Genomic DNA, 20,888 nt, shown 5'->3' with positions numbered 1-20,888 from the left:
TCCACTGAATTTTATTTTGTCATCGGACAAGAACATGTTTCATTAGAACCCGCGCTGAGCGCGGGTTTTTATTTGTGGGATCAAGTTTTGCTTATGTGAAGCGGAATGAATCAGCATAAAATGTATATCCATGGCTGTCACCTGAAGTAAATGTTTGAACATGGACAATGTACTGCTTTTAACGGTACAACGTATTTTAGAGAAACTGGATTAGTCAAATTGGCTGAACCGTTGAATCTTCATGAATGGGGTGGTGGGCCATGGCAGTTAAGAACGGCAAAGAATATACCGAGCGTATCAACCGCCAGCAAATCAATATATGGTATCAGGGTAAAACCATCAAAAGGCCTTTATCCAGCCATCCCGCCTTCAACGGATTAATGAAGACCCAAGCTGAAATGTATGATATGCAGCATCAGAAGGAAATCATGGAACAAATGACCTATCAAAGCGGGACTGACGGGGAGCGTTACGGACTTTCCTTTCTGGCACCGAGAAGCAAGGAAGACCTGGTTCGCAGGAGAATCATGATGGAATTGTGGGTAGAGAAGCACCATGGGTTTTTAGGGAGATCACCAGATTATATGAACACGACGCTGATGTCTTTATATACCGCGGCTTATCTGTTACAAGAATATAATCCGGAATATGAAGATAATCTCAAAAAGTACTATCAATACTGCCGCAGTCAGGACATCACATTATCCCATGCATTCATTCAGCCGTTTGCCAGCCGATTGTCCGAGCTGGTGGACGAGGTTGATGATTCCATTGCAGCTAAAGTTATCGATCGCAATGAGAACGGAATTGTGGTAAACGGTGCTTTTATGATGGCTACGCAGGCAGCAACCTGTGATGAAATACTGGTGTGCCCTTCACCTTTCCCTTCCATGCAGGAACAGGATAATCCATATGCCTTTGCATTTGCCGTTCCCAATGATCTGGAAGGGATGACCTTCATTTGTCGTGAGAGTTATTCAGGCTCATCTCATTATGATCATCCGCTGAGCAGCAGATTTGAAGAAATGGACGCCATGGTTATCTTCGATCACGTGTTCATACCACGCAACCGTATCTTTTACTTAGGGAATGAAGAGATCGGAGAGCGGCTGTTCAGCGAAGGGAATTTTCACAGCCATGCCGGTCATCAGGTGCTTACACGCTACATTGCCAAGACGGAATTTCTCCTTGGCCTGATCTCTAAATTGTCGGATGAACAAAATATCGCTCTCGAAGCGGTTACTATAGAGCGGATATCCCGGATTTTGACCATGCTTGAAAATTTGAAATCCCTTCGCCTGGCTTCGGAAATGATGGCAGAACCGGATTCCAAGGGCTATTATGTGCCAGCCAAAAAGCCGCTGATTGCTGCTGCGATGCAGTATTCCTCTTTTTATCAGGAGATGCTGGGTATGCTCCAGGACATCAGTTCCATCATCCTTATTATGCTTCCTTCCGAGACGGACCTGGAATCTGATGCCAGCGACTTTATCCGTCTGTATCTAAAAGGACAGGATACATCAGCCTGCGACCGGATTTCTCTTTTCCGGCTGACCTGGGAACTGGGTATCGGTCCCTTCGGCGGCAGACAGAAACAGTTTGAACGCTTTTTCTTTGGAAACACCCGTACGCTTACTTCCCGAATGTATAACGGGTACAGTCTGGACAAATACAAAGCGATGATTGATGAATTTCTGCACCGCGGGGAAACCCACTGATTCCAGAGACGAGGCAATTCCCCTCCTGAACTCCACTTCATGGAAAGAACACCAACCGGATTTCTCAAGCTGTTTGTTATTGGAACGATGCTGATCTCCATCTGGCAGAAGCTTGGACTGGAAAAGGATATAGCTATAGGTACCGTCCACTCTGCCGTTCAGCTGCTGGCTGCTGGCTATGTGTTGCAGTTTTTTTCATTCGGAGTTGCTGATGATGGGGATTCTGCTTAGTCTGCATATTATCATGGCAACACCGCCTTTTTATGCTGGTATGGAAAGTCTCGAGAATGTTTGGGGAATAGTAATTCATTATGAACCGAAATGGGGCGTAGAGGAATGAAAGTATTATCCATGATTCAACCATGGGCGACTCTGCTTGTGCAAGGCGAGACTCTCTATGAAACAAGATCCTGGAAGACGCGGTATCGCGGTCCATTGGCCATTCACGCAAGCCAGAAAGTCGATAAGCTGGCCTGCAAATATGAACCCATACGTTCTTTACTCGTCAAGGATGGCTATACGGAACAAAACCTTCCTACGGGGGTTATCCTTGCAACTTGCGAGCTTACAAATTGTTATCAAGTCATCGACGCTGATCATACGTCAGCCATTCTGGATTGCGGGAAGGTTGTGACGGGTGAGGACTTCCTGTTAGGCGATTACAGTCCAGGTTATTTTGCGTGGGAAATAGCGGGTTTTCGTGTGCTGAAGCCTTATATTCCTGTGAAGGGGAAACTGGGACTATGGGAATATCCGATAGACGAAGAGTTGATGATATGACCTGTGTAAACAATTAAATAATGGATATGGGGTTACGAAAAATATAATTTAAAAATTCGATGTTCGGTTTAAATTCTACATAGTTATTTTTACATTGCTTATTAATCACTAGTAAAACGAGACGATGGAATCAAATATGCTGCCGACTGAATTAAGCTGCTCAATATGGAATTATCGCTGCAATCTTGCAGTCCCGGTAAGATCATCAGGAAAGCTGCCTGTCGGTAATGTTACATTAATACCAATGTAGGTTTTTTATATTCACCTTTCGTGCTATACTGTTCACAAAACTTACATACATATGATAGATTTTGGGGCAAACCGGTTGAAAAGCCGGGACGCAAAGGCATGGGTCGTCGATTTCAACCGGGAAATAACGATCGCCAGTCTGCATTCATTCAGTCTAAATGCTTATTTTTTTGCATTCAACCCCAAGCTTCCTTACTTTAAGGAAGCTTTTTATCATGGTATTAAAAGGGATGCAGAAAGGAAAGAACAGATGAGGAGATCGATTAAACAGTTATTGCTTCAAACGGCTGTAACCTTGGCAATGGTCAGTTTCCCCGTACAGGGTGCCCTTGCAGACAATCAGCAACAGCAGCAAGCCCCATTTAAGGACATGAAGTCCCACTGGTCAGCTGACAGTGTCGCCTGGGCGGTTAGCAAAAATATCGTCAGCGGTTATGACGACGGCACATTTAAACCTAATAACGCGGTGACAGAGGCTGAGTTCCTTTCCATGCTCATTCGTAACTTTAGGCCGGATATCCGGAAAGGTACTATGAGTTGGTCGGAACCCTACTATGAGCTCGCTTCATCTTTGAATTATCCTGTCGATCCGTCGGACACGGAGGAGCATAACAGCCCGATCAGCCGGCTTCGCGTAGCGGAGCTGATCGCTTCGACGCAAGGTGTGCACTATGATGGGGACGATTCCATTCGTTACATGTACAGTAAGGGCCTCGCTAAAGGGACAGGCGACCAGCCGACAATTGCCGGATTTAACGGTTCGAAAACACTTACACGGGCTGAGGCCGTGCAATTTATCAAGAACCTGTCTGATTTCGGGGCAGTGGAGTTGTTGCTTCCAAGACCAGCACAGAGTTCCGATGCCAGTGTGCTGCCAGACATCCCTTTATCAAACCTTACTTATAAGGTTAGTCACAACGCATCTAATGATGCACCGGTTATTAAGCTTGATAACAGGCCCCTTCATTTCAAAACACAACCTGTTAAGATGAACAACATTTACTATTATCCGATTCAGGAGATCTGCTCTGCATTTGGAATCATATACATGGAAAATAGTGATGGCAGCGTAACTACAATAAATATGGGAGAGACGAATACATTTAGAGCTGGAGATCAAGAGGGCTTTACGCATTATAATCCGGCTAACTCAAGTTTTGCAGAAGAAGAAATCCCCTTCGATGGACTAAAACCAATGGAGAAAATCAACGGGGTTTTTATGATGCCCTCAGAATCTATAGATGAACTATGGTTTGCAGTGAACCAAGCGTCTAAAAAGTTTGCAAACGTGATGGTAGTCACAAATGGACAAGTGGACAACAGTGAACTCATTTTTCAAAGCTATAAACAGTATGTGTTGTCAGAGAGCGAAGATCTGGACGGGGGAAACAGGTCGCCGGGTGGTGAAGGGGAATTTGAGGGCAACGGCAGAGTCTACAGAAGAGTTTGGGTCAGGGAATATAAGCTTCCAAGCATCGGCACAACGGTATACGCTACCTTGAGATGGAATTATAAAGATAGCCTTGTTTATAAGTCAAAAGAATTCCAGTTTAACGGTAAAATCCTTAACGGTGTGGCAACAGGAACTTTAAGCTTTAAAGGTGATGTGACCTACTACCAAGAAAACGACCGTGAGGAGCAACTCGGTAATAAGACTATTTACGACGTTAAGCTGCCGTACAGTAATGGCAACATTCAAATGACCTGGAAAGATGCCGTGGGTATATTTTCAAAACGTAAAATTACTCTTCCTTGATACAGAGCTTAAGAAATAGTTGAAGTAATTACTTAAAACAGCAAGAACCTAACATCAGGAGGGTAACATGAGAAAAAGTAGATTTATTGCAGTGATTCTTTGTCTGACATTGGTGTTGTCGGTGCTGGGGTTTAATACTAAGGCTATGGCGCTTGAGAAATACAACGAGATAGACTCCATCACACTTCAAGAATCCCCGCATTCAATCGGTGACGGATGGACAGAAGACTTTAGTTTCAGCTCCAATGCCCCTTATGCCTTAACCCAGGGCAAGAATAATGAGTACTTAGCAGTAGGCCCTTACGGAACCGTAATAAAGTCTAAAGACGGAGTAAGCTGGAAAGCATTATCCAAGTTCGGTAATTACCATCTGACCACAATCGCATGGGATGGAAAAAAGTATGTCATGTTTGGTACAAATACAACGTATGATATGGACCTTTACAATAAGCCATCCGAAGCATTTACCTCTCCGGACGGTCTTTCTTGGACAAAAGTTGACTTTGCCCCGGGCGAAACAATAGAACAATTGGAGTGGGGGACGAACGGTTTTGTTGCTTTAGGCACCAAGCACGTCTTTACTTCTAAAGATGGCATCAACTGGACCACTTCGTACATCTTAAAAAGTCAAAGGGGCTGGAACGGACTGCATGTGGTCAATAATACTTTCTTTGTAAGCAGCTATGATAACAAATATGTGCTTGTTTCCAAGGATGGTGTTACATGGTCCGCCAAAACCTATAATGCTTCCGCGGCGATTCGAGATTTCATCTGGACGGGCAAGCAGTATATCGGAGTTGGGAACGGGATTTACACCTCTATAGACGGAGTGGACTGGAAGAAGCAGAGTAAATCGCCAAACGGCGTTCAGCTCAAGACGGTCCTATACGGGAATAACACTTACATTGTGACCGGTTCATCAAATTTGGATGGAGGGGCGAACTCCAATATCGCCTATACATCGAATGACGGGGTTACTTGGAAGAAGATAAACCTGTCTTATCTTCAGACGAATATCTATACCATGTATCCGGTTAAGGGCGGATTTGCCGGTATCGGTTCTAATGATAAGCAGAATTCCCCGGATGGAACTTACTCGATATATACAAAAAACGGTTCAACCTGGAGTTACCGATTGATCGGGACGGCGACAAGCGGTGATTTTAATGCCCTTGCCACAAATGGAAAAAGAACGGTAGCCGTAGGCATGTACGGAAGCGTTGTTTATACGGATGACGGGAAAACATGGAGATCCAGCAATCCTTTTTCTTACAGAGAGAAGTTCGGCAGAGCCAGCCTGTTTGATGTAGCTTGGGGTGCAAATAAATTCGTAGCCGTCGGCAATGGCGGGGTCTATTATTCAACAGAGGGTTCAAGCTGGAAGCAGGCCAAAGTATCATTCAAAGATCAGTTTGGGGATTTAACGAAAATTATGTGGGCCGGGTCGTTCTTTGTCGCTTCCGATCAAGTCTACGGAACGTATACATCCAAAGATGGAGTGAATTGGACGCGTATCGCCAGTGTAAGCAAAGATTGGCTGACTTCAATGGTATGGGATGGAAAAAAACTGCTGGCGTCCTTCCGTGTTCATAACTTTAATACCGGAATTGGTACGACGAAGCTTATGCAGACAACGGATGGCGTCCAGTGGAAACTGGTGAAGGTCCTGGATTTGAATGAGTCTTATCTGGCTTGGTCCGGTACCGCTTATATGGCCACTGACCCTTATGCACCCGGAAGAGTGTGGGTATCGAAAGATGGCCTGAATTGGACGAAAAAAACGACAAACTTAGTAGATCATAATAGTGGTTTTGATTTTCTGACCTCATTCGACGGATCCTTCTTTGCCATGAATCACACCTATAACGAAACCAACGGAGATTATGTTTTCTATGATCAGTATTTTGTATCTAAGGATGGTATCCAGTGGAAGAAGGTCGCAATGCCGGAACAACATCCTGGGGTGCAGGTATTCGGTACCGAAATGATGAAGGACGGTATTAAGATGTACGGGAAATTTATCTTTGTTGGAACCTATGGGGAAATCAGGTATCTCTCAGCGCCCCTAGTATTCTGAATTACCGGCTAGCTGTTTTCAATTAAAAGCAGTCTGCTATCGTCAAGTGTCTTCTGGGGAAATGGTGGTGCGGCATTCGCGGCCTTTTGATTGTATGGGATCAAGTTCTTGTCCTACAAGGGACTAAGAAGTGTAGGAAGAAAAGAACATAGCCCCATAAGAGCCCGCGCCTAGCGCGGGTTTTCTGTTTTAAGGGATCAAGTTCTTGTCCTTTGCTCAGGACAAGAACTTTGTCCCTTTTCCAGGTTCGATATTTAAGCCTAGCCCCAAAATTCAGCTTAACTTACTATTACCCGGTATGTTATGCAATTAGAAGTAATGGAAAGGCCATTCCTTACTGAGGGAGCAATCCTGAACATACATTTGGTCCGGATAGAAGGATTTATCTTTGTGAGCGAGCCTTGCGACAAGCCTCTTGTGATCGGTATCCATCGGTTCCCAGTTTAACCTTCCGTGGCTCGACCCCGTAAAAGCTATACTTGTTAATTTGGTGATCTGCAAAACAGCCTGGGAAATCTTTCGTGAAGCTTCGCACCATTTATCCGACGGATTCGATGAAACCATTTTATCCACCTTCAAAGAGACAGTAGAGCAGGCTGACGGGGTGGAGGGGGTTACCTATAAAGAGGCTCTCCTTTTTTGGTGTTACACGATCAGCTCAAATTTGTCGCCCAAAATCAGCTGTTTGGAACGGTGAATCTTGGTTCCGTCGGGACTGGACACTGTACTTTTAATACTGAGCAGCGGGTGCCCTTCAGCAATGTTCAAGTAAGTGGCCACATCAAAGGAGGCATACTCCATTACAATGTATTTTCTTGCATGCGCGAAGGAGACTTTGTATTTCGTTCTTAAAATCTCGTACAACGATTTATCGTTCAAGTCCTCATTTAGCAGAAAAGAGTAGGAGGAAGGGAAACGTGAATACTCTACGGAAATCGGAACGCTGTCGGCATACCGGATGCGCTCAATGTTGATAATTTTGTCCCCGGGTTGCAGACCCAAATGCTCGTGATCGGAAAGTGTAGCATCTTCGATCACACACTTGATGACCTTGGCGCCGGGAATTTTATTTTGCAGTCTGCAAGTTTCGCTGAATCCTATGGTTTCAGCAACATTTTTTTTGATCTTGTCTTTGGTTATAAATGTACCTCTCCCCGGAATACGCACCAAATACCCCTCAGAGGTGAGTGAATCCAAGGCAGAACGTACTGTAACCCGGCTTACCTGATTGGCCTCACTTAGTTCCAGTTCCGTAGGCAGTTTATCTCCCGGCTTAAGGGAACCGCTGTGGATGGAGTCTAAAATTTTCTCCTGAAGCTGCTTGTATAAAGGGGATGACTCGGAATGGTCAAGCATGTATGAACAAACCTCCAGCATTATGAAATCATTTGTTATTCCTACAAATGTATTGTATTGTTTTATAACTGTATTTCTATATTATATCAAACTACGCAAGTAGTTAACAACTTCATAACCATTTCCGGGAAAAGTAAACGCTTAAAAATCCAATAATTAGTCTTAGATATGATTTTTTTAAAAAAAGGAATGTACTATCTTGATAAATGTATTACATTGTGTTATTTTAGTTACATGATATTACAATACAAAAGCATGTTTAAATTAAGTTATCGCAAATGTATCATACAAATAGAAAGGAGCGTCCATGAAACAAATTATCGTATAAATCACAGCACAGCAGATAAAAAGAGGTAGGCCGCATCAAACAGTTGTATAATGCGGCTTGCGGCGGATCTTAGGGAGCGTTTTATCCCGCCAAAACCTTTATGGAGAAAGAGGCATCAGACATTAAAGTAGGCCTCTATAACAGCAATGAATTCGTTCACAACACGCCAAAGGCATTTGGTGAAAATTCTGTGATTGTCGTCGCCTCCCATAAAGGAAATACGCCAGAAACTAAAGATATTACTGCTGAAAAGACAATTCAGGTCCTGTTAACAATTATGAATTTTAAGTCAGACTGAAGGTTATGAACACTACAATCAATTCATGGATTGCATATTGAGAATCGACCGGATTGTGAAGCAGGCCCGCCAACACGTAGAGAAACGCGCACTTATCTTCGCCAAAAATTACAAAGACGATTCCGTTATTTATACTATGGCCAGTGGAGCAGGATACGGTGCAGCATATATGCAAAGCATCTGCATCTTCATGGAGATGCAGTGGATCAATTATGCCAGCATTCATTCCGGCGAATATTTTCACGGGCCGTTTGAAATTACAGATGCAGAAATTCCATTTATCACTCAGGTATCCGTAGGCAGCACCCGTCCGCTGGACGAGCGGGCACTCAGCTTCCTGAACCGGTACGCCAAACGGGTGGAAGTGCTGGATGCCAAGGACCTTGGATTGTCCACCATCGACAGCTCGGTTGTAGACCACTTCAACCACTCCCTGTTTAACAACGTATATCCCGTCTATAACCAGGCGTTTGCTGCCGAAAGAGAGCATCCGCTTAAGACGCGCAGATACATGTGGAAGGTTGAATATTAATTATTGCGCATTCAGCAGCAATCCAGGGGGGATATGCAGATGAACTCATTTAAAGTAATAGGTATCGGCGACAATGTAGTGGATAAATATGTCCACCAGGACATTATGTACCCCGGTGGTAATGCCTTGAATTTCAGTGCTTACGCCACCATGTGCGGGGTAGAATCCGCCTACCTGGGAAAATTCGGCAGTGATGTAGTAGCCCGGTATATTCAAGAGGTACTGGACGAAATGAAGATTGACCACAGCCACAGCCGCAGCTATGAAGGGGAAAACGGATATGCCCGGGTTACACTGGAGAATGGCGACCGCAAATTCCTGGGGTCAAATAAAGGCGGCATTGCTAATGAAAAGGCATGGGAGTTCACTGGCGACGATCTGGAATACGTGAAACAGTTCGCTGTGATTCATACGAGTCTGAACAGTTACATTGAACAAGATCTGTCCGTTCTTAAGGAGAGCGGCGTCACCATTTCTTACGATTTCTCCGTCCGCTGGAACGACGATTATCTGCAGCAGGTATGTCCTCATATAGATATTGCTTTTCTGTCCTGCAGCCATATAACGGCAGAGGAGCGGGAGCGGGAGATGCGTAAGGCACAGCATCTGGGTGCCAGACTTGTAGTCGGAACAGTAGGCGAAGAAGGTTCCTATGCGCTGTACGGCGATCAATGGCTGTACCAGCCGGCCGTTTCAACGGAAGCGTTGGACACAATGGGAGCTGGAGATTCTTATATAACGGCATTTCTGGTTGAGCTGATCCGGAATTCCAGGAACCACAAAATCGAACTTGAAGACAAAGATGAGCTCTTGCAGCAAATCAAAGCAAGTATGGACAAGGGAGCAGAGTTTGCAGCCAAAATATGCAGGGTTAACGGAGCATTCGGGTACAGTACCCCACTTGTCTGACCGGCTGGTGGGATACCACCTTACGATATAAATTTGCAAGCGTATTCAGAAGAGAGAGGCCGCGATTACAAACAGATGACGCTGCTTAAAGATCGGTGAAGAAAGTACAAACACAAAAAGGGGACTTTTTATGTTCTGGTTTGAACTCTTGATCATCTTTTTACTTATTTTCTTTGGCGCTAGAGTCGGCGATGTGTTCATGGGCCTGCTCGGTGGTGTGGGTGTAGCGATCTTCGTGTTTATTTTCCATGTGCAGCCTGCTTCACCTCCCGTAGACGTCATGCTCATCATCTTGGCGGTGGTACTGGCAGCTTCAGCACTTCAGTCTTCCGGTGGTCTGAATTTTCTCGTCCAGGTTGCAGAAAAAACGCTGCACAAATCGCCTAAAAATATCACCATTGTCGCTCCTATAATCTCCTGGTTATTCACCTTTCTGTCTGGCACGGGACATGTCGTCTACAGTCTGCTCCCGATTATTAACAAGCTGGCTATTGACAGTGGCATCCGGCCTGAGCGGCCTATCTCTAACAGTATTATTGCTTCCCAGCAAGCTATCACTTGTTCACCAGTATCTGCGGCGACTGCCGCAATGCTGGGTCTTATGGCACCCTTCGGTGTCGATCTCGGCGCTATTCTGCTGATTGCCATTCCTTCTACACTCTTGGGAGTCATAACGAGCGCGTTCCTGACGATCCGCAAAGGGAAAGAGCTGGCGGAAGATCCTGAATATTCGCGCAGACTTGCCGAAGGTCTCACGGAAAACATTGCCGAAGAACAGCCTGAACAAAAAAAAGCGCCAAAAAAAGGCGCAAAAACCGCGGTCCTCTTGTTCCTTCTGGGCGTTGTGTCCATTATTGTCCTGGGCTTATTCAGCGAGCTGCGTCCATCCTGGACGGCAGACGGTAAAACAACGGTGTTGTCAATGGCATACACTATCGAGATCGTCATGCTTGTCTGCGCTTCCCTGATCATTATCTTCTGTCGCCCGGCGATCGAATCTATCCTGAACGGTTCTATTTTCCGCGCAGGGGCGCTGGCTATGGTCTGTGCATTCGGTCTGGCCTGGATGAGCAGTACCTTTATCGGCGGACAAACCGAATTTATCCAGGAGCATGTAACCACGATTGTAAACGGTCAGCCTTGGATGCTCGCCGTAATTATGTTTATCGTTGCCGCACTAGTAACCAGCCAAGGTGCAACAACCTTGATCATGATCCCGATCTCCATTGCGCTCGATTTGCCGACCTATATCATCGTAGGGGCATGGATGGCCGTCAACGCTAACTTTTTCCTGCCCGTATCTGCCCAATGCCTTGCAGCCATCTCTTTTGATACCGCAGGTACGACCAAAATTGGCAAATATGTGCTGAATCACAGCTTCATGACGCCCGGAATGATTAACACCGTAGTTTCAGTTGTCACAGCAACACTTCTGGGTAACATCATAACCTAAGCAGAAAAATCGTTAACCACCACAAGGAGGAATTATAACTATGATTAAAATTGATCAGATTGCTGCTGCGAACTTTCATTACAAACGTTATTCACTGAGTTATTTTCTGGATTCAGTAGCCCGGCTCGGGTTTAAAAACATTGAATTATGGGCGTCCGGACCTCACTTTCACCTGGATTATTACACACCGCAGAGTATTCGGGATTTGAAGCAAAGCATTAAAGACAGAAGCCTTAACGTTATTTGTTTTACGCCTGAGCAAAGCGTGTATCCCATCAGCGTCAGCCATCCTGATCCGGTGTACCGCAAGGCGAGCGTGGAGTTTTTCAAGCGTCATATTGAAGCAGCTGTAGAGCTCGATTGTAATCAGATGCTGTTGACTACAGGTCTTGCTTATTTGGACGAAGACGAGTCGGATATGTGGAAATGGTGCAGGGAATCCATTGGGGAAATCTGCAAAACTGCAGAGAAAGAAGGGGTTTACTTACCCGTGGAAGCATTCACGTCTTTTTCTACCCATGTGTTTAACAGCGCTGAGCATATTGCGAAAATGATCCGGGAAGTGGGCAGCCCGAACCTGAAGGGACTGGCGGATACAGATGTCATGGCAGTGACGGGAAAAGATACAATCCACGATTTCATCCGGGAACTCGGCGATAATTTGGCTTATGTACATTTCGTGGACGGCAATCCTGGCGGACATCTCGTGCCGGGTGAAGGCAAGCTGCCGCTGGATGAAGCGTTGCAGGCACTGAACAACAGCGGATACAAGGGGTATCTGGGCCTGGAGTTGCTTGACCGCAGATATGTGCTTGAACCCGAGCAGGCAATGAAGGATTCACTGAGCTGGTTCCAAAAGCAGTTCGGATAACCGGAAGGCATCTCCGTATTCTTGCAGGATAATCATTCATGAGGTGAGGGATTCAGGATGAAGGCTGATATATATGAGTATGACGGGGTAGGCATTCAATGTGTTTATAAAAATAAAGAATGGCTCGTCTGTATCAAGAATTGGAAGCCTGATAATGATATCGACGGCATTCACCGGTTGGAGGTTCATTTGGAGACGGACGAACAATTTATTCCGGTTCACGGCAGAACCATACTGCTTGTAGCGGACCGTAAGGATGACAAATTCAGTATTGACCTGATCGAAATGGAAATCGGCAAGGTGTTTAATGTCCCGAAGAACACCTGGTTTTATACGATTGTCGAAAAAGATGCCAAACTCGCTTATGTACAACATGCGGATACGTCGGTGGACAACAGCGAGTACTGTGAGTTATCCGAGTCCGAGCTGGCAGATGTACAGTCCAGAGCACGGAAGATTTGGAATAGGTAAGGCTTTAACTGTAAACTTACATTTAACCTGTCAAGGGGCGTTCCAAGAAGCTATGTAATGGCTTCCGGGACGCTTTTTTCCTCTGAAGAGGCCTATTGTACTCGGTTTTTCGTGTACAGTGGGTACTTACCTTCACGGAGGCCCAATTCTCCGGTTATTCGAGTACATAGGGCTGCTTACTAAGCTTCAGTAAGAAAAAGGTATAGCATTTTCTAACAGAGGCGTGGTATGGTACTATAATAACAAACCATAAACATTATATATGACAACATATGATGTGTTAAACGTGAGATGATTAGGCCACTAAAGGAGTCAAAGTATGAAATTAAATGTATCCAATCAAAGTCCGCTTTACCTGCAATTAAAGCAGATCATTAAAGAGGATATTCAGAAAGGCGTATACAAACCGGGGCAGAAGCTGCCTCCTGAAGCCGAAATCGGAAGCACGTACGGTGTGAGCCGCATCACTGTGCGCAGGGCGATCACCGACCTAGTAGAGGAGGGTGTACTGCACAGCCAGCAGGGCAAAGGCAGCTATGTGCGAGAATTAAAAGAAAAACGGGAGTTGATTTATGTCGGCAGCTTCTCTGACATGACGACGGCTTCAGGCAAAACACCAAGCGTGCAAATTTTATCGAATTTAGTGATTCCTGCTGACGAGAAGCTGGCAGAGACATTCCGCATCGAACCCGGCGATCCGGTGCTGAAGCTGCAGCGGCTGCTGTTTATTGATAATCAGCCTTTTATTATTGAGCTCTCGTATTTTAATCTGGGTCTGATGCCAGACTTTGAGAAATACATAGGTGATTCGATATCCACCTATCAAGTTATGAAGAAGCGTTATGATATTGAACCTACGTATTCCGAGAAAACGCTGGAAGTCATACTGGCAACAGAATTTGAATGCAGCCTCTTCCATTGTGACCGTGGAACCCCGCTTTATCAGCTTGACAAGGTCAGCTACGACGACCAGGACCGGCCCCTCCATTACTCACAATCGATCTATGTGGCCAGTAAAGTTATCTTTACCATCAATACTGGCAAACGCGGCCCGGTCTAGAACCCGCCTGAGATCTGCTGCAGCCCCTCTTGGAAACAGGTGGGGCTTTTTGCTTTCCATCCATATTTTTCATTTTTCAAATTGAAGATCAAATACTTGCAACACCGCAATACACTCCCGTTACAGCCAAATATAGAAAGCATAAATATGCATTTAACCGACTTCTGCAATAGAAGTTTTAATTCGTGAACAGATTTGGATTCAAGGACGTAAATGCAGAAGTTAAATTAGTCTTCAGTAAAAACACGTTAGATAATATAACATTATTTTCTACTCCGCACATAAAATAAAGCGATTATCTGCAATGTAACACATATATTACACGAAGAAAGCATTTACATTTGATATTTTTGTTGACTTGATCGTTCTATGATGGTATACAATATATTATAACAACATATACAATATTGATTTATATGTTGTCTAACAAGGATTGGGGGGAAAATATGCGGGTTGCAGGGGTTGGGTTTTGTTGCATAGACGTGTATGAAAATTTAGACCGGTATTATCCGACGGGAAACAGTGTAGATTTTGTCATTCACATGAGCCGATTAGGTGCTGATACATCCATGGTCAGTGTCGTCGGCAACGATTCCTATGGTTCGCTAATGCTCGACAAACTCCGTGAGGAGCGGGTTGATGTTACCCACATGCATACTAGGGAGGGGGGGCATACCGCCATCTTCCGCATGGAGTTGAACGGTAACGACAGAGTACACAAAGAGAAAGTAGAAGGCGTCATGGAATCCTTCTCCTTAAACGAAGACGATCTTTCATTCATTCTTCAGTACCAGGCCATCCACACCAATTTATCAGGCCGGATCAACCACCATCTCGCTGAGCTCCGCAGACAAGGCATTCAGATTATCTATGACTTCTCTACGCGCACCAAACGTGAGATTTCGGAGCCGGTTCTGCCCCATACCGATTATGCATTTTTCTCTTATATTCAGGAAGACAACGAAATGGAATCATTTATACGCTGGGCGCATGCGCTAGGTCCGAAAGTTGTCGTCGTAACACTCGGGGAGCAGGGAAGCATCGCTTTTGACGGCGAAAACTTCTACCGGGAAAGCATCGAACCAGCCAAGGTAGTCAATACGGTAGGTGCGGGAGATTCGTTCTGTGCAGGTTTCATGTATGGTCAGCTTAGCGGTTGGACTATTCAGGAATCACTTAAGCTGGGAGCCCGAACTGCTGCCGGAGTCGTATCCAAGTTTACACCCTACTAACCGGAGAATCTAATCCGGAGGAAAGGCGGAATAATCCGTTGATTATTGATGTTCATACTCATCCGATTTTTTATAAAGCGATTAGCGAGGATAAAGAGAAACTGAATTACCGTAAGGAGCAGTTCGGGGTGTTTAAACAATCTCCCAGCCCTATCGAATCCGTGCTTCAGGAAATGGACTATAACGGAATCGACCGCTCTATTCTGCTCCCACTTGATTTGACCACGCAAAGCGGAGGCTGGATTGTCTCCAACGAGGAAGTTAAACAAATCGTTGATCTCGCCCCGGAGAGATTCATCGGTTTCGCCAGCGTCGATCCACATCGCAGTGATGCCATCGAAGTGCTGGACCACGCATTCCAGGTGCTTGGATTAAAGGGAGTGAAGCTGAACCCCTCCAAGCAGAAATTTTATCCTCAGGACGACATAATGAAACCGATTTATGAGCTGTGCATCCAGCATAACAAGCCGATTCTTTTCCACGCTGGCATGAGCTGGGAGCCGGATGCGCCTGCAAAGTACTCGCACCCGCTGAACTTTGAGGAAGTCGCAATCGCGTACCCAGACCTGCGCATGTGTCTCGCCCACTTTGGATGGCCATGGGTGAATGATACGGTTATGCTCCTGCTTAAATATCCGAATGTCTTTACTGATACCTCACTGCTTCATATGGATAACGCTCTGGATTTCTATAAGCAGGTGTTCAAAACAACCATGGGCCCGCTCTGGATTGAGCGGAACTTGAATGATAAGGTCATGTTCGGTACGAACACCCCCCGCTTCAAGGCAAAACGGTTGCTGCCAGCGCTGAATGCGATGGAATTCAGACCGAAGACACTTGCGAAAATTCTTGGAGGCAATGCACAGGTCTTTATTGGTGAAAGGGGGAATGAACGGCCATGGTTAAACTAAAAACACTTGTCCTCCGGTCTGAAGCAGAGTTCCAGATGATCAAGATCACTGAGGAAATACGGTCCTTTATCGCGGATTGCGGTGTGCAGAACGGGATTGCAGCTGTTATCTCCGCCCACACCACGACGGGCATTATGGTAAACGAAGGGCTGGAATGCGTGGAGACGGATATCGAAGAGCTGCTTGAACGGATCGCGCCGAAGGATTTCCCTTACGCGCATGCTCACTTCCTTCCTTCATACGGGGCAACCGGCAGCAACTCCCCGTCACATCTCAAATCCATGATCTCCGGCAACAGCTGCCTGTTCGTCGTTCAAGACGGCCGGATGGTTTCCGGTGATGCACAGGATGTCTACTTGGCGGAATTCGACGGGCCGAAGAGCCGTAAGGTATACATTCAGGTAATAGGCGAGTAGGAAAAAAGGAGCTTAACAACTTTCGAACGCTTCAGCGGAGCGGAGGATTACGAAGTCAGATACCAAATTATGAGCGAATGAAAGCGGGGATGGAGAATGAAAAACTTGGTGCGCAAGTCAGGAATGAGCAAATGGATGCTGATGGTGTCTATGGCAGTGACGTTATTCGCAGCTGGCTGCGGCAATCAGAATAATGAAGCAGGTGGAGCAGTTAATGCCAACAATGCTGGAAATAATCAGAGTACCGCAGCTACGCTTTCCGCCGATGTGCCTGTACCTCCTTCATCCGTCAAGGAACGCGGCAAGCTGCGTGTAGGCGTGAAGGTAGACTATCCGCCACTCGGTTATCTGGACGAAAACGGAAAAAACGCAGGGTATGAAATCGGAGTCGTCAAGAAGATTGCCGAGTACGCTTTTGGTGATGCAAATGCTGTTGAATTCGTGCCAGTCAATGCAACAAACCGGATTCCTTATCTCGACTCGAACAAAATCGACTTCATCGCAGCAACGCTTGGTGTCACCGAAGAAAGAAAGCAGCAGCTTGATTTCTCTACCAACTTCTTCGACGGCGGTGTAGTTACGGTCGTGAAGAAGGACAGTGGCATCACTACTATTCCGGATCTCGCAGGCAAGACCGTTATCGTGATTAAAGGCTCTACAGGCTCTACTTATCTTGATGAAAATGTACCGACAGCCAAACAAATCAAAATCGAAAGTAATGCCGACGCTTTTCGCGCACTCAAGGACGGGCGGGCTGATGCTATGTTTCACGACGCTGTTCTTATGTCTGAATTTGTTAAGACTTCGACGGATTACACTATTGTAGGCGAGCAGGTGGCTTTTGCTCCAATGGCGCTTGGAGTGCGTAAAAATGAGGCCGACATGCTGGATTTTGTTAATGGCGCACTTGAGCAGATGCGTAAAGAGGATTATTTCAAGTCACTGATTGAGGAATACATGCCGCAGGCCGGCGATCTCGACCCTATGCAGATGATTCCGCGGCCGTAACCGGCCCCTGACAAACGAAGGAGGGAACAGAATGAGTACAAGTCAACCTAAATTGTCGATACGTAATCTGCAGAAGCAATATGGCACAAACATCATTTTGCGCGGTGTGGACATTGACGTCCATGCGAAAGAGGTTATTGTAATTATCGGGCCGAGCGGTTCCGGCAAAAGCACCCTGCTCCGATGTATCAACGGGCTAGAGAGCATCAACGGAGGAGAAGTGTATATAGATGATAAAAAAATCGAATATACGCCACAGGCCATTCAAAAGGTCCGTCAGCGTATTGGCATGGTTTTTCAAAGCTATAATCTCTTCCCGCATATGACGGTTATGGAGAATCTGCTGCTCGCTCCAATGAAGGTTCAGGGCCGTTCGAAGACCGAGGTGCTGCCGCAGGCCCGGGCTTTACTCGATCAGGTCGGCTTACTCGATAAGGCAGACAGCTACCCTGCACAGCTGTCGGGCGGTCAGCAGCAGCGGGTAGCCATTGCCCGGTCGCTTGTGATGAATCCTGAGGTCCTCCTGTTTGATGAAGTCACCTCTGCACTGGATCCTGAACGTGTGCGCGACGTGCTGGATGTAATGAAGGATTTGGCTGCCCGCGGCACGACGATGCTGATTGTCACCCATGAGATGGGCTTCGGGCGAGATGTCGGCGACCGGATCATCTTTATGGACCAGGGCGTAATCGTAGAGCAGGGACCGCCGGAACAAGTATTCGGTAATCCGCAGGAAGAGCGTACCCGGCAGTTTCTGCGGAACGCTATGTAGTCTACAACAGGAGGAGGTGCTTGGTCGTGAATTTCGATTTCAGTTATATCCTGAACACACTGCCGCTGCTCTTCACAGGGCTTAAGATGACGATCCTGATCAGCATTACAGGCATCATTGCCTCGCTGATCATCGGGATGAGCGGCGCAGTCATCAGGACACTAAAAATTCCCGTGCTGTCGCAGATCGTCGTCATCTACGTTGATCTAATCCGAAACACACCGCTGCTCGTACATGTATTTTATCTGTACTTCGTGCTTCCGGCACTTGGCATTAAATTATCTGCAGTTGCTGTCGGTATCATCGCCCTCTCTCTGTGGGGAGGGGCGTTTGCGGCAGAGAATTTCCGCGGAGGCACGGATGCTGTCCCGAATGCGCTGATCGAGTCCGGCCAGGCGCTCGGTATGAGTACTTGGCAAATCGTCCGCTTTGTCATCATTCCCCTTGGTTTTCGCATCAGCTTCCCTGCATTCAGCAATACGGCCGTATCCGTCATCAAGAACTCGGCTTACATGACCAGTATCGGTGTAGCGGAGCTGACGTTCATGGCTGTAGACCGGATAGCTTACGATTTTAAGACCTATGAGATGCTGGCGACAATTGCTGTGATTTATCTCATCCTGATCTGGGTGACCTCGTATCTGTTCCGGATCATCGAACGCAAGCTGGATTACAAGACTAATACGACGAAAGGCAGGGGCTTAAATGGAGGTATTATCCAAAAACTTAAACTTTATCCTCGACGGGCTGATTAATACCATCTTGCTGAGCCTTTGCTGTCTGGGTATTGCGCTCGTACTCGGCATACTGGCCGGAGTCCTGCAGACGGCACATAACAAGGCAATCGCACTCCTCATGCGGGGATATGCGGAGTTGTTCCGCGGATTGCCGATTCTCATTACCCTCTTTCTCGTTTTCTTTCTGCTGCCTGAGTTCGGGATTAACGTGAACAGCTTCATTTCCGCTATGATCGCGCTCAGTCTTTGGAGCAGCGCCAACATTTCCGTCGCTGTAAGGGGCGCGATTCAATCGATACCTGCAGCGCAGACAGAAGCGAGCGTTGCCCTTGGATTAAGCTCATTTCAGACGATGCGCTATGTTATCCTGCCTCAGGCAGTCCGCCGCATGCTGCCTTCAGTTATTGGGCTTATGTCTAACCTGATCCAATCCACCTCGCTGTCGGTGCTGATCGGCAACCAGGATTTTCTCAAGTCTGTTCAGCTTGTGATCGAGCGCGTTGAGCTGATGGAAGGGTTATCGGTGGCAACACAGATGTATACACTCGTACTGGCGGTCTATTTCATCATTTGTTTTCCGCTATCCATGCTCGCCAAGCGCCTGGAAGGGACGTACCGTTAGCCGTAACAAGCAGGGAAGCGGACAGGGACGAATATTGACTATATACAGATCGTTCTAATGAACATTTTATGTTCAAAATCGCCCGATCTGGAAACTTTCAGGGCCAGCTTGCCGGCACACAGGGAGGCGCTTATGCCAGGGGGCATCCGAAAATATTCGATGCACATATATAACTACTTTTTCTATATTGCTTATGCGTCATATCTGCCCTTTTTAAGCTATTGGTTCGCTGAAGATGGGCTGAGCGCAGGGCAGATCGGATTTATCTTCTCTATCGGTCCGCTGGTCGGATTTCTCATGCAGCCCGTATGGGGGATGCTCATCGACTATTACGGTGTTGCCAAGCACGTCCTGATCGGCAGCATGGGCATAACCCCGTGGGTAATGCTTCTGTATCCATTGTCCAATCATAGTTTTGCTGCTTACGTTGGTATTTCTATCGTGCTTGCGCTGTTTGCTTCGGCAACACTACCGGTAGTAGATGCTGTAACGGTCCGGCACGCGAAGAAAAACGCGCTCAGCTACGGGGCGATACGGGTAGTCGGCTCCATCAGCTTCGGTCTGTCTGTTACCCTCTTTGGCATCATATATGACAAGTATGGATTGTCGATGCTGTTCCCTTCTTACATCGTAACGATGGCGCTGATGTGTGCGCTCAGTTTCACTCTGGGCCCGGATTTGAAGCAGAAGCGGGGAAGGGCGGAACGGCCGGAGCGGAGAGGCGGAATATTCAGAGAAATGCTGCCGCTCCTGAAAGAACGGCGGTTTCTGCTGTTTCTCATTCCGGTATTCATTTCTGCGATTGGCCCCCAGCTGAACAATGCATTCTTTTCGGTATACATTAGCCACTTCGGCGGAGAGGCTTCCGGTAAGATCGGCATTCTCTATACAATCTCTTCAATCGCAGAGATCCCCGTCTTTCTATTCTCGGGCTTCCTCATCGGCAAGCTGGGTTACACACGTACGCTTACACTCGTGTCACTGGCCGGAGCTTTGCGCTGGTACATTCTTTCGTTGGAGCCGGCATTTGGGATTCTGATGATGAATCAGGTCTTATCGGGTATTACCTATGCGCTCTTTCTGGCGACAGGCATCAATTATGCTTATGACGCAAGCCCGGCGCACACGAAGACGACTGCACATTCACTCTTCATAGTCGTCTATACCAATATAGCCGGTATTATAGCAAGCAATATTGGCGGTTATGTTATCGAAGCTGGCGGGTATCAGCTTCTGTTCGGCGGCGCGGCTGTACTCAGTATCATCGGCGCTGCAGGGTTCGCGCTGCTCAACAAGGGGGCAGCCGAAAAAGCTGCATCCTAGGGAATAGGG

Annotated in this window: 19 protein-coding genes, 1 pseudogene and 1 riboswitch; of the genes and pseudogenes, 19 read left to right on the top strand and 1 reads right to left on the bottom strand. The window is 46.6% G+C overall.

The annotated features are described in order from the left end of the window. The first annotated feature begins 260 nt into the window (after positions 1-260). From M2108_RS01660 to M2108_RS01640, 5 genes and pseudogenes are all read left to right on the top strand, one after another. Positions 261-1,718 carry a 4-hydroxyphenylacetate 3-hydroxylase family protein gene (locus M2108_RS01660; protein WP_277467659.1) on the top strand — a complete coding sequence of 486 codons (1,458 nt, stop codon included), beginning with the start codon at positions 261-263 and terminating at the stop codon, positions 1,716-1,718. A gap of 39 nt (positions 1,719-1,757) precedes the next feature. Further along, positions 1,758-1,910 (top strand): annotated as a pseudogene (locus tag M2108_RS01655) (ABC transporter permease); the annotation flags it as partial. A gap of 144 nt (positions 1,911-2,054) precedes the next feature. Continuing rightward, positions 2,055-2,498, top strand: a complete 444-nt coding sequence (locus tag M2108_RS01650; RefSeq protein WP_277467662.1) for an ASCH domain-containing protein — start codon at positions 2,055-2,057, stop codon at positions 2,496-2,498. Positions 2,499-2,803: 305 nt separating this feature from the next. Next, positions 2,804-2,894: riboswitch (cyclic di-GMP riboswitch) on the top strand. Between the two features lie 103 nt (positions 2,895-2,997). Continuing rightward, positions 2,998-4,503, top strand: coding sequence for an S-layer homology domain-containing protein (locus M2108_RS01645; protein ID WP_277467664.1), 1,506 nt, complete (start codon positions 2,998-3,000; stop codon positions 4,501-4,503). A 67-nt stretch (positions 4,504-4,570) separates the two neighbouring features. Beyond that, positions 4,571-6,580, top strand: a complete 2,010-nt coding sequence (locus M2108_RS01640) for a sialidase family protein (RefSeq protein ID WP_277467666.1) — start codon at positions 4,571-4,573, stop codon at positions 6,578-6,580. Positions 6,581-7,225: 645 nt separating this feature from the next. Here M2108_RS01640 and M2108_RS01635 read toward each other — a convergent pair. Next, positions 7,226-7,936 (bottom strand): GntR family transcriptional regulator, encoded by a 711-nt coding sequence (locus tag M2108_RS01635; RefSeq protein ID WP_277467668.1) that lies wholly within the window; start codon positions 7,934-7,936, stop codon positions 7,226-7,228. A gap of 663 nt (positions 7,937-8,599) precedes the next feature. Here M2108_RS01635 and M2108_RS01630 point away from each other — a divergent pair. The 14 genes from M2108_RS01630 (at position 8,600) to M2108_RS01565 (ending at position 20,879) form a co-directional block, all read left to right on the top strand. Beyond that, positions 8,600-9,094, top strand: a complete 495-nt coding sequence (locus M2108_RS01630) for a phosphoheptose isomerase family protein (protein WP_280776841.1) — start codon at positions 8,600-8,602, stop codon at positions 9,092-9,094. A 39-nt stretch (positions 9,095-9,133) separates the two neighbouring features. After that, a complete protein-coding gene (locus M2108_RS01625; protein WP_277467671.1) occupies positions 9,134-10,003 on the top strand; it encodes a fructoselysine 6-kinase in 870 nt (289 codons plus the stop codon). 130 nt (positions 10,004-10,133) lie between these two features. Continuing rightward, the gene (locus tag M2108_RS01620; RefSeq protein ID WP_277467673.1) at positions 10,134-11,456 is read left to right on the top strand and encodes an anaerobic C4-dicarboxylate transporter family protein; all 1,323 of its coding nucleotides are present in this window, start codon (positions 10,134-10,136) and stop codon (positions 11,454-11,456) included. Between the two features lie 40 nt (positions 11,457-11,496). Next, positions 11,497-12,327, top strand: a complete 831-nt coding sequence (locus M2108_RS01615) for a sugar phosphate isomerase/epimerase family protein (protein ID WP_277467674.1) — start codon at positions 11,497-11,499, stop codon at positions 12,325-12,327. Between the two features lie 57 nt (positions 12,328-12,384). After that, positions 12,385-12,798: a hypothetical protein gene (locus tag M2108_RS01610; RefSeq protein WP_277467675.1), complete on the top strand. Its 414-nt coding sequence runs from the start codon at positions 12,385-12,387 to the stop codon at positions 12,796-12,798. Between the two features lie 319 nt (positions 12,799-13,117). Continuing rightward, positions 13,118-13,858 (top strand): UTRA domain-containing protein, encoded by a 741-nt coding sequence (locus tag M2108_RS01605; RefSeq protein WP_277467677.1) that lies wholly within the window; start codon positions 13,118-13,120, stop codon positions 13,856-13,858. Positions 13,859-14,274: 416 nt separating this feature from the next. Further along, on the top strand, positions 14,275-15,090 hold the full coding sequence (gene frlD / locus M2108_RS01600; protein ID WP_348537397.1) for a fructoselysine 6-kinase: 816 nt from the start codon (positions 14,275-14,277) through the stop codon (positions 15,088-15,090). Positions 15,091-15,128: 38 nt separating this feature from the next. Then, complete coding sequence (locus M2108_RS01595) at positions 15,129-16,001, top strand: amidohydrolase family protein (protein WP_277467679.1); 873 nt, start codon at positions 15,129-15,131, stop codon at positions 15,999-16,001. Beyond that, complete coding sequence (locus tag M2108_RS01590; RefSeq protein ID WP_277467680.1) at positions 15,989-16,417, top strand: secondary thiamine-phosphate synthase enzyme YjbQ; 429 nt, start codon at positions 15,989-15,991, stop codon at positions 16,415-16,417. The genes M2108_RS01595 and M2108_RS01590 overlap by 13 nt, the downstream gene beginning before the upstream one ends. A 96-nt stretch (positions 16,418-16,513) precedes the next feature. Then, complete coding sequence (locus tag M2108_RS01585; RefSeq protein ID WP_277467682.1) at positions 16,514-17,425, top strand: transporter substrate-binding domain-containing protein; 912 nt, start codon at positions 16,514-16,516, stop codon at positions 17,423-17,425. A gap of 31 nt (positions 17,426-17,456) precedes the next feature. After that, entirely contained in the window at positions 17,457-18,197 is a 741-nt protein-coding gene (locus M2108_RS01580; protein ID WP_277467684.1) for an amino acid ABC transporter ATP-binding protein, read from the top strand. A 26-nt stretch (positions 18,198-18,223) separates the two neighbouring features. After that, a complete protein-coding gene (locus M2108_RS01575) occupies positions 18,224-18,952 on the top strand; it encodes an amino acid ABC transporter permease (protein ID WP_277467685.1) in 729 nt (242 codons plus the stop codon). Then, a complete protein-coding gene (locus M2108_RS01570; RefSeq protein ID WP_277467686.1) occupies positions 18,903-19,556 on the top strand; it encodes an amino acid ABC transporter permease in 654 nt (217 codons plus the stop codon). Before M2108_RS01575 ends, M2108_RS01570 begins: the two co-directional genes overlap by 50 nt. 132 nt (positions 19,557-19,688) lie before the next feature. After that, the gene (locus M2108_RS01565) at positions 19,689-20,879 is read left to right on the top strand and encodes an MFS transporter (protein WP_277467687.1); all 1,191 of its coding nucleotides are present in this window, start codon (positions 19,689-19,691) and stop codon (positions 20,877-20,879) included. The last annotated feature ends 9 nt before the right edge of the window (positions 20,880-20,888 follow it).

This window comes from Paenibacillus sp. PastM-3 (genome assembly GCF_029893965.1).
Taxonomy (GTDB): domain Bacteria; phylum Bacillota; class Bacilli; order Paenibacillales; family Paenibacillaceae; genus Paenibacillus_AQ.
Note: the sequence above shows the minus strand (reverse complement) of the source record. Positions and strands in the feature narration are given on the sequence as shown.